Origin of the sequence: Streptomyces sp. Isolate_45 (assembly GCF_024721315.2) — a bacterium.
Lineage (GTDB): Bacteria > Actinomycetota > Actinomycetes > Streptomycetales > Streptomycetaceae > Streptomyces.
In genome coordinates this window covers 24040-33139 of sequence record NZ_JANFAK020000097.1, presented here as the reverse complement: position 1 = coordinate 33139, position 9100 = coordinate 24040, and the positions used below count along the sequence as shown (strand labels likewise).

At 74.2% G+C, this 9100-nt stretch carries 6 protein-coding genes, 1 tRNA gene and 1 pseudogene; 5 read left to right on the top strand and 3 right to left on the bottom strand.

Annotation, left to right across the window (positions count from 1 at the left end):
• The 5 genes and pseudogenes from NOD94_RS26935 to NOD94_RS26915 form a co-directional block, all read left to right on the top strand.
• Window positions 1-653: pseudogene (locus NOD94_RS26935) on the top strand (DNA polymerase III subunit gamma and tau); the annotation flags it as partial.
• Between the two features lie 60 nt (window positions 654-713).
• Window positions 714-1967, top strand: a complete 1254-nt coding sequence (purD, locus tag NOD94_RS26930; RefSeq protein ID WP_281208699.1) for a phosphoribosylamine--glycine ligase — start codon at window positions 714-716, stop codon at window positions 1965-1967.
• Between the two features lie 288 nt (window positions 1968-2255).
• Window positions 2256-4166 carry a hypothetical protein gene (locus tag NOD94_RS26925; RefSeq protein WP_281208698.1) on the top strand — a complete coding sequence of 637 codons (1911 nt, stop codon included), beginning with the start codon at window positions 2256-2258 and terminating at the stop codon, window positions 4164-4166.
• A gap of 472 nt (window positions 4167-4638) precedes the next feature.
• Window positions 4639-6114: a N,N-dimethylformamidase beta subunit family domain-containing protein gene (locus NOD94_RS26920; RefSeq protein WP_281208697.1), complete on the top strand. Its 1476-nt coding sequence runs from the start codon at window positions 4639-4641 to the stop codon at window positions 6112-6114.
• Between the two features lie 86 nt (window positions 6115-6200).
• A complete protein-coding gene (locus NOD94_RS26915) occupies window positions 6201-7103 on the top strand; it encodes a phosphoribosylaminoimidazolesuccinocarboxamide synthase (protein WP_281208696.1) in 903 nt (300 codons plus the stop codon).
• Window positions 7104-7148: 45 nt separating this feature from the next.
• Here the strand turns inward: NOD94_RS26915 and NOD94_RS26910 are convergent.
• The 3 genes from NOD94_RS26910 to NOD94_RS26900 all read right to left on the bottom strand — a co-directional run bounded on the left by NOD94_RS26910 (window position 7149) and on the right by NOD94_RS26900 (window position 9086).
• Window positions 7149-7221, bottom strand: a tRNA-Gly gene (locus NOD94_RS26910).
• A 24-nt stretch (window positions 7222-7245) separates the two neighbouring features.
• Window positions 7246-7857, bottom strand: coding sequence for a response regulator transcription factor (locus NOD94_RS26905; protein ID WP_281208694.1), 612 nt, complete (start codon window positions 7855-7857; stop codon window positions 7246-7248).
• Window positions 7854-9086, bottom strand: coding sequence for a histidine kinase (locus NOD94_RS26900; RefSeq protein ID WP_281208693.1), 1233 nt, complete (start codon window positions 9084-9086; stop codon window positions 7854-7856). Before NOD94_RS26900 ends, NOD94_RS26905 begins: the two co-directional genes overlap by 4 nt.
• Window positions 9087-9100: the final 14 nt, after the last annotated feature.

The window sequence follows — 9100 nt, the reverse complement described above, 5'->3', positions numbered from 1 at the left end:
CCGGCAGCGGGACCCCGGCGCCCGCCCCGGCCCCGTCGGCCCCCGCGTCCCAGCCGACCGCCGCCGCGTCCGCCGCGCCCGCGCCCTCCCCCGGCATGGCCGCCGGGGCCGGTCAGGTCCAGGCGATGTGGCCCGGAATCCTGGAGGCCGTCAAGAACCGGCGCCGCTTCACCTGGATCCTGCTCAGCCAGAACGCCCAGGTCACCGGCTTCGACGGAACCACCCTCCAGCTCGGCTTCCCCAACCCCGGAGCCCGCGACAACTTCGCGAGCAGCGGCAGCGAGGAGGTCCTGAAGGCGGTCCTGGCCGAGCAGTTCCAGGTCAACTGGAGGATCGAGGCGGTCGTCGGCCAGGGCGGCGGCCCCGCCCCCGCGGCCCAGGGTTCGTACGCCCCGCCCGCCCCCGCCTACAACCCGCCGCCCGCGCAGCAGCAGCCGCAGGCCCCCGCCGCGCCGCAGCAGTCGTACGAGCAGGCCCAGCGGCAGGCTCCCGCGCAGCAGCCCCCCGCACAGCAGGCACCGCCGCCGGTGGCCCCCGAGGACGACGTCGCGGAGGCGGACGATCCCGACCTCGTGGAGAGCGCGCTGTCCGGGCACGACCTGATCGTGCGCGAGCTCGGAGCGACCGTTGTGGAGGAATACACGAATGAGTAGCGCCCCGTGGTTGGGTGGCCGCACGAAACCGGCCGCGCAGTCCGGGCTACCCTGGGCGGCGTGAAGGTCCTCGTCATCGGCGGCGGCGCCCGCGAACATGCCCTGTGCCGCTCTCTGTCCCTCGACCCCGACGTCAACGCGCTGTACTGCGCTCCCGGCAACGCCGGCATCGCCGAGGTGGCCGAGCTGCGCCCGGTCGACGCCCTCGACGGCGACGCCGTCGCCCGACTCGCCACCGAACTCGGCGCCGACCTGGTCGTCGTCGGCCCGGAGGCCCCGCTGGTCGCCGGGGTCGGCGACGCCGTCCGCGAGGCCGGCATCCCCGTCTTCGGCCCGTCCGCGGCAGCGGCCCGGCTGGAGGGGTCCAAGGCCTTCGCCAAGGACGTCATGGCCGCCGCCGGGGTCCCGACCGCGCGCAGCTACGTCTGCGCCACCCCGGAAGAGGTGGACGAGGCCCTCGACGCCTTCGGTCCCCCGTACGTCGTCAAGGACGACGGCCTCGCCGCGGGCAAGGGCGTCGTCGTCACCGACGACCTGGCCGCGGCCCGCGCCCACGCGCTGGCCTGCGACCGCGTCGTCATCGAGGAGTACCTCGACGGCCCCGAGGTGTCCCTCTTCGCCATCACCGACGGCGTCACCGTGCTGCCGCTCCAGCCCGCGCAGGACTTCAAGCGCGCGCTCGACGGCGACGAGGGCCCCAACACCGGCGGCATGGGCGCGTACTCACCGCTCCCGTGGGCCGACCCCAAGCTCGTCGACGAGGTCATGGAGCTGGTGCTCCAGCCCACCGTCGACGAACTCCGCCGCCGCGGCACCCCCTTCTCCGGACTGCTCTACGCGGGCCTCGCCCTCACCGGCCGCGGCACCCGCGTCATCGAGTTCAACGCGCGCTTCGGCGACCCCGAGACCCAGGTGGTCCTCGCCCGGCTCCGCACCCCGCTGGCGGGCGTCCTGCTGAACGCCGCCAACGGCACCCTGGACGTCGGGGCCCCGCTCACCTGGAGCGACGAGGCGGCCGTAACGGTGGTCATCGCCTCTCACAACTACCCGGAGACGCCGCGCACCGGCGACCCGATCGAGGGCCTGGCCGAGGTGGCGGAGCAGGACGGCCCCGACGCCTACGTGCTGCACGCCGGCACCCGGAGCCAGGGCGACGCGGTCGTCAGCGCGGGCGGTCGGGTGCTCTCGGTGACGGCGACCGGATCCGATCTGGCGCAGGCCCGCGAGAAGGCGTATAAGGCCGTGGCGCGCATCCGGCTCGACGGATCGCAGCACCGTACGGACATTGCGGCCAAGGCGGCCGAAGGCCGCTGACCAGCACGACAGCGACAAGGCGGGCCCGGTGCGCGAACGGTGCGCACCGGGCCCGCGCGCATGTCCGCGTGCGACTGCATCCGGCCGCGTTCGAACGCACCCACCTTTACCCAAAGCCATTCCATCGGGTGATCGTCACCCGGACTGCCTGACGTTCGCCCCTGCCCCAACTAGGGTGCGGCGCAAGCATTCCGGCACATGGCCCACCGGCATTGCGATGTCAGTGGCGGGTGTCACAGTGGGGGAGTGAGCTACGCCGCCGCAGGGCAAAGGGGGTGAGGTCCGGCCGTGTCCGGAACAGGTTCGATCGCAGAAGTGGGCGCGCCCTCCGCGCGTTCACGGGCCCTCGCCGTGCTGCGGGTCCGCAGCAGGGCGCTGGCCGCCGTGCTGCTGCCCGCCGCCCTCGCGGTGGTCCTGGTGAGCGCCCGGATGACGGGCCGGCTGGCCGGGGATCCCTGGCCGGCGGTGACCCTGGTCGTCTGCGCGGTCGCCGCGCTGGTGCTGCTGGCGGGCGGGATCTTCGGCGCGGTGGTGCTGCGCGCCGGCCCCGCCGTGACGCCGACGGTGCCCCTCTCGGAGGCCGCCGCGCCCGACCTCTACCGGCTCGTGCGCGACCTGGCCGACCGGATGGACGTGCCCGCGCCCTCGGCCATAGCCCTCACCCCGGACTGCGACAGCTGGCTGGAGGACCGTACGCACCCGGCCCACCGCCGGAGCGCCATATCCACCGGGCCCGAGTCGGAGCCGGGCGCGGCCCCCGTGCTGGTGATCGGCTCCCCGTTCCTGTGGTGGATGCGCGTCGCCGAACTCCGCGCCGTCCTCGCCCCGGTCGTCGCCGGTACGGGCCCCTCCGCGCACCCGGACATAGCCGACGCGCGCGGCTTCGTCCGCGGGCTCGACGCCGCCGTGGACGTGGGCGGCCGCCGCGGCCTGGGCTGGATCGCCCCTCCCGCCCGGCTGCTGCTGCGGCTGTGCCGCACCGACGCCGCCGAGATGGAGCGCGGCGTGGCCGCGGCCGCCTCCGACCGTGCACAGGGTGTGGACTACGGGCTGCGCATCGTCGCCCAGGAGCAGGTCGGCCTCGCCTACGCGGGCTGGGACCGGCTGCTGACCCGCGTCGCCCTGCCCGCCTGGCGGATGGGCCGCTGGCCGGCGCACCTCGACGCCGGGGTGGTCTCCGCCCTGACCGAGCTGTCCCGCCGGGACCGGCTGGCCGACGGCTTCACCTCGCGCCTCGGCGAGCGGCCCGCCTGCGACCTGCTGGAGCAGCCCGGCGCCATCGACGAGGCCACCTCGCTGCTGGCCGCCCGGCTGTTCCACGGCGGCCCCGCCGAGGCCGGGCCGGACTGGTCGCCGGTGGACTGGACGGCGTACCCGGAGGAGGTCGTGGACCGCAAGTGGCGTACGGAGGCGGCGCGGCTGCACACCGCTCTGGACGCCCTGGCCGTCCCCACGGGCCCGCCGACGGCCACCCCGGCCCCGGACCCCACCCACCCCGCCGAACCGCTGCCGGCCCACGGCCCGAACGGCTCCCGCGCCCCCACGAGCCCCACCGGCCCCACCGGCCCCGTCGGTGTGACCACCGGGGCGGGAGGCCCGACCGCGTACGCCTCCGCGTCGACGTCGGCGTCCGGCCGGGCGGCGTCAACGGCGTCCGGGCGGACGCCCTCGGTCCCGGCCGCCCCGTCGGTTCCCACCGGGGCGCCCACCCCCTCGGCCGCCGTCCCGGCGGCGGGTTTCCCGTCCCCGGCCGGGGACGCCTTCGACGGCCCCACCCTCGAACGGGTCCTGGGGCACCTGACCGACCCGGGCGGCGACTGTCTGGCCGCGGAGGCCCTCGCCGGGCGCCTCAGCGGCGACCTGGCACGCGAGGAGCACGCCGCGGGCAACCGGACGGGCTCCGGCAAGGCCACGGGCGCGGACACGGTGCCGCTGTTCCCGCTCCAGCCGCCGCGCAGCGGCCGGGACCTGCTGGCCGACCACGTCACGGCACTGGTCTGTTGCGCCGCCGTGGACTCCGCCGGCGCCGGTCCGGGTCTGGACTGGCTGGACGGCCCGGTCCTGCTGGTCGGCGGCGAACGCCGCTCCGACCTCGCCCCCCGGGTGCTGTCCCTCGTGGAGGACGGCGACCCGGGCCCGCTGCGGGATTGGCTCGCCGAACTCGGCGTCCGCCCGGACAAGCCGATCCGCCTGGTCTGACGCCCACCACTCCGACGCCCACCCCCTCCGACGCCCACCCCCTCCGACGCCCACCCCCTCCGACGCCCACCCCCTCCGACGCCCACCCCCTCCGACGCCCACCCCCTCCGACGCCCACCCCCTCCGACGCCCACCCGCTCCGACGCCCGCCCGCTCGGCCCCGAGGGCGGCAGGATCCGGCCCCCGCCCCCACGGCCTCCGGCCCGGGTCCGGATCCCGCCACGACGGCCGCGCACCGCTCGACCGAGCCCTTCCCCACCGCCCTCCGAAAGCCGTCCCGACCACCGCAATTCGACCCGCCGAAGCGGGGGCAGGCCTTCCATTCCAGCTCCGGGCACGTCAATTCGCGACGAACGGTGACGGAGTGCGTGCGTAATGTGATGTGCTGGGACCGGTGGCGGCAGGTGTCCGAAAGCTGTCGTGCACCGAAGCGAAGGAAGACGCGTTCGGGGGAGCGAGGGAGGGGAGCGGAATGGGTGCGGACCAGATCCGGCGTTGGGAGTCAGGTGCGCTCGCGCACGCGGTGAACGACCCCTTCGGTCAGGGCCCCCTGCCCTGGTTCCGGGGCAGCGAGCTCTACTACGACGACACCGGTCAGGTCGTCCCCTGGTACGTCGACCCGGCGGTCGCCGCCGGTCAGATCCCGCGCGCCCGCACCGGCGGCCCCCGTACCGCCGATGACGTCCACCGCCAGATCAAGGGCTTCGCCTCCACCGGAGCCGTCTCCCCCGGCGAGGCGATCGACTTCCACATCACCGTCGACCCGCCCCAGCAGTTCTCGGTCGACGTCTACCGGATCGGCCACTACGGCGGCGACGGCGCCTTCAAGATCACCACGAGCCCGCGGCTGTCCGGCATCGTCCAGCCGGCTCCGCTCACCGCCGACCGCACGGTCTCCTGTCACCACTGGTGGCTGTCGTGGCGGCTCCAGGTCCCCTCCTACTGGACCGTCGGGGCCTACGTCGCCGTCCTCACCACCGCCGACGGCTACCGCTCGCACATCCCCTTCACGGTCCGCGACGACCACCCCGCCGACCTCCTGCTCCTGCTGCCCGACATCACCTGGCAGGCCTACAACCTCTACCCCGAGGACGGCCACACCGGCGCCAGCCTCTACCACGCCTGGGACGAGGACGGCCGGCTCCTCGGCGAGCGCGACGCCGCCGTCACCGTCTCCTTCGACCGCCCCTACGCGGGCGCCGGCCTGCCCCTGCACGTCGGCCACGCCTACGACTTCATCCGCTGGGCCGAGCGCTACGGCTACGACCTCGCCTACGCCGACACCCGCGACCTGCACGCCGGCCGCATCGACCCCACCCGCTACCGCGGCCTGGTCTTCCCCGGACACGACGAGTACTGGTCGGCCCCCATGCGCCGCACCGTCGAGCGGGCCCGCGACCACGGCACCTCCCTCGTCTTCCTCTCCGCCAACACCATGTACTGGCAGGTCGAGCTGGCCCCCTCCCCCTCCGGCGTGGCCGACCGGCTCCTCACCTGCCGAAAACGCCGGGGGCCCGGCCGTCCCAGCCTCTGGCGCGAGGTGGACCGGCCCGAACAGCAACTGCTCGGCATCCAGTACGCGGGCCGCGTCCCCGAGCCGGCGCCGCTGATCGTCCGCAACTCCACGCACTGGCTGTGGGACTCCACCGGAGCCGCCGAGAACGACGAGCTCGACGGCCTCGTCGCGGGCGAGGCCGACCGGTACTTCCCCCGCACCCAACTACCGGAGCACGAGGACCGGATCCTGCTCGCGCACTCCCCGTACCTCGACACCGAGGGCGCCAAGCGCCATCAGGAGACCTCCCTGTACCGGGCACCCAGCGGGGCCCTGGTCTTCGCCTCCGGGACCTTCGCCTGGTCCCCGGCCCTGGACCGCCCCGGCCACGTCGACGAGCGCGTCCAGCGGGCCACCGCCAACCTCCTCGACCGGATCTGCAAGCGCGACTGACCCCGCCACCGGCACCCCCTGGGCCGGGCACGGGGCCCCGTACGGGAGAATGGCAACGCGCTCGTACAGAACCACAGGGAGACCCCGTGTCCGGATTCGTCGAAAAGCCCGAGCCGGTCCAGGTGCCCGGCCTCGTCCACCTCCACACCGGCAAGGTCCGCGACCTCTACCGCGACGAGGACGGTCGGCTCGTCATGGTCGCCAGCGACCGCATGTCCGCCTTCGACTGGGTGCTGCCCACCGAGATCCCGGACAAGGGCCGCGTCCTGACCCAGCTCTCCCTGTGGTGGTTCGACCGGCTCACCGACATCGTCCCGAACCACGTCCTCAGCACCGAGCTGCCCCCGGGCGCCCCCGCCGACTGGGCCGGCCGCACCCTGATCTGCAAGAACCTCGACATGGTCCCCGTCGAGTGCGTGGCCCGCGGCTACCTCACCGGATCCGGCCTGGCCGAGTACGAGCAGACCCGCACCGTCTGCGGACTCGCCCTCCCCGAGGGCCTCGTCGACGGCTCCGAGCTGCCCGCCCCGATCTTCACCCCGGCCGCCAAGGCCGCGGTCGGCGAGCACGACGAGAACGTCTCCTACGAGGAGGTCGCCCGCACCGCCGGCGCCGAGACGGCCGCGCTGCTGCGCCGGACCACCCTTGACGTGTACGGGCGCGCCCGGGACATCGCCCGCGAGCGCGGCATCCTCCTCGCGGACACCAAGTTCGAGTTCGGCTTCGACGCCGACGGCACCCTGGTGGCCGCCGACGAGGTCCTCACCCCGGACTCCTCCCGCTTCTGGCCCGCCGACCAGTGGGAGCCGGGCCGCGCGCAGCCGTCCTTCGACAAGCAGTTCGTCCGCGACTGGCTGAAGTCCCCGGCCTCCGGCTGGGACCACAAGGGCGAACTCCCGCCGCCCGCGCTGCCGCAGGACGTCGTCGACCGGACCCGCGCCAAGTACGTCGAGGCCTACGAGCGGCTCACCGGCCAGAGCTGGACCTGAGGAACGACGAAGGCCCCGATCGGTGATCGGGGCCTTCGTTCGCTGAGCGGACAACGCGACTCGAACGCGCGACATCCACCTTGGCAAGGTGGTGCTCTACCAACTGAGCTATGTCCGCCTGTGCGCCGTAGCGCGAGGACAACTATACCCAACCCCGCTCGCGTGCGAGACGCACTGCCGTGTGCCGGTTTTCCGCCCCCAGCTTCGTCGCCGCCGAGGACAGGTAGTTCCGTACGGTCCCCTGCGACAGCGAGGCCCGCTCCGCGATCTCCGCGATCGGCGCGCCGTCCGCCGCGAACTCCAGCACCTCGGCCTCCCGGGCGGTCAGCGGCGAATCCCCCGCGCTGATCGCGTCGGCCGCCAACTCCGGGTCCACGTAACGCCCGCCGCCGTGCACGGTCCGGATCAGCTCGGCCAGCCGCTGCGCCGACACCGTCTTCGGGGCGAAGGCGCGGACGCCGGCCGCAAGGGCCCGCTTGAGGTGTCCTGGCCGCCCGTGACTGGTCACGATCATGGTCTTGCAGTCGGGGAGTTCGGACCGCAGCGCTGTGGCCACACTCACACCGTCCGCCCCCGGCATCTGGAGGTCGAGGACCGCCACGTCGGGCCGGTGCGCCCGCGCCATGGCGAGCGCCTCCGGGCCCGAGGCCGCCTCCGCGACGACCACCAGGTCGTCCTCCAGGCCCAGCAGCGCGGCCAGCGCGCCCCGGATCAGGTGCTCGTCGTCCGCCAGCAGTACTCGTACGGGGTTCACGCCCGCGCCTCCACTCGTCGCATCTCAGGACCCGGAACCTCGGCGCGCAGCCGGAACAGGCCGCCTCCGGCCGGTCCCGCCAACAGGGTCCCGCCCACCGCCGCGAGCCGCTCGCGCAGCCCGGCGAGGCCGGAGCCGGGCGGCCCGGCCGGGGCGTCGGGCGCCCCGTCGTTCTCCACCAGCAGGGTCACCGGGCCCGAGCCCTCCGGCACCGTCAACCGGATCAGGCAACTGCGCGCGTCCCCGTGCCGCAGCACGTTCGTGGTCGCCTCCCGGACCACCCAGCCCAGCGCCGACTGCACCTCGCCCGGCAGCGTCCGCCCCCGCGCCTCCAACTCGACGCGGCAGTCCATGCCCGCCGCGCTCAGCACCCCGCGCGCCCCCTCCAGCTCCACCGCGAGGTCCGCCTCCCGGTAGCCCCGCACGACGTCGCGGACCTCCCGCTGCGACTCGCGGGCGATCCGCTGCACCTCGATCATCTGGTCCACCGCCTCCGGGCGCTCCCGCCGCGCCAACTGCACCGCGAGCTCGCTCTTCAGCGCGATCACCGCCAGATTGCGGCCCATCACGTCGTGCAGGTCCCGGCCGAACCGCAGCCGCTCCTCGGCGACCGCCAGCTGTGCCTGGAGCTCCCGGGCGTGATCGAGTTCGTAGACGGTCTTCAGCAGCCACCGGGAGAACCCGCAGGTGAAGGTCAACAGCAGGCTGACGATCAGGAACCCGACCGAGAACCCGAGGGAGTCCAGTGGGGGCAGCCCGGCCACCAGCGCCAGGGCCGCCACCGCGACCGCGCCGATGGGCGCGAGGAGCAGCATGTGGCGGACCTTGTCGAGCATCAGCGTCAGCGCACCGGAGGCGAAGGCCATCGTGTTGATCACGATGGTGGGAGCGACGTTGTCGTTGGTGATCATCCCGGCGGACTGCAGGACCATCATGGCCACGCAGATCGCGGCCGTGAGCGCCACCAGCGCCACCGCGAGCCGCGCGGGCCGCTCCCGACGGCCCAGCGCGTAGTCCAGCGAGCGCGAGGACAACAGCCCGCACAGGCCGACCTGCGCGGCCAGCGGCAGCACCAGTGCGGCGGTGACGGCCCTGTTGCCCTGGGGGGCCAGTCCCATCAGGACCGCGAAGGCCTCGATCACCACGAAGAAGTGGAACGACCAGCGCGTGTACAGCTCGACCTTCGCCGCGCTATTGCGGTTCTTCCACCATCCGGTCAACTTCGACACGTCGTTCCCACGTC

Excerpts from the sequence above, each read along its gene's own strand:
- NOD94_RS26920 (WP_281208697.1), top strand. The coding sequence starts at position 4,639 with ATGGGTGCGGACCAGATCCGGCGTTGGGAGTCAGGTGCGCTCGCGCAC.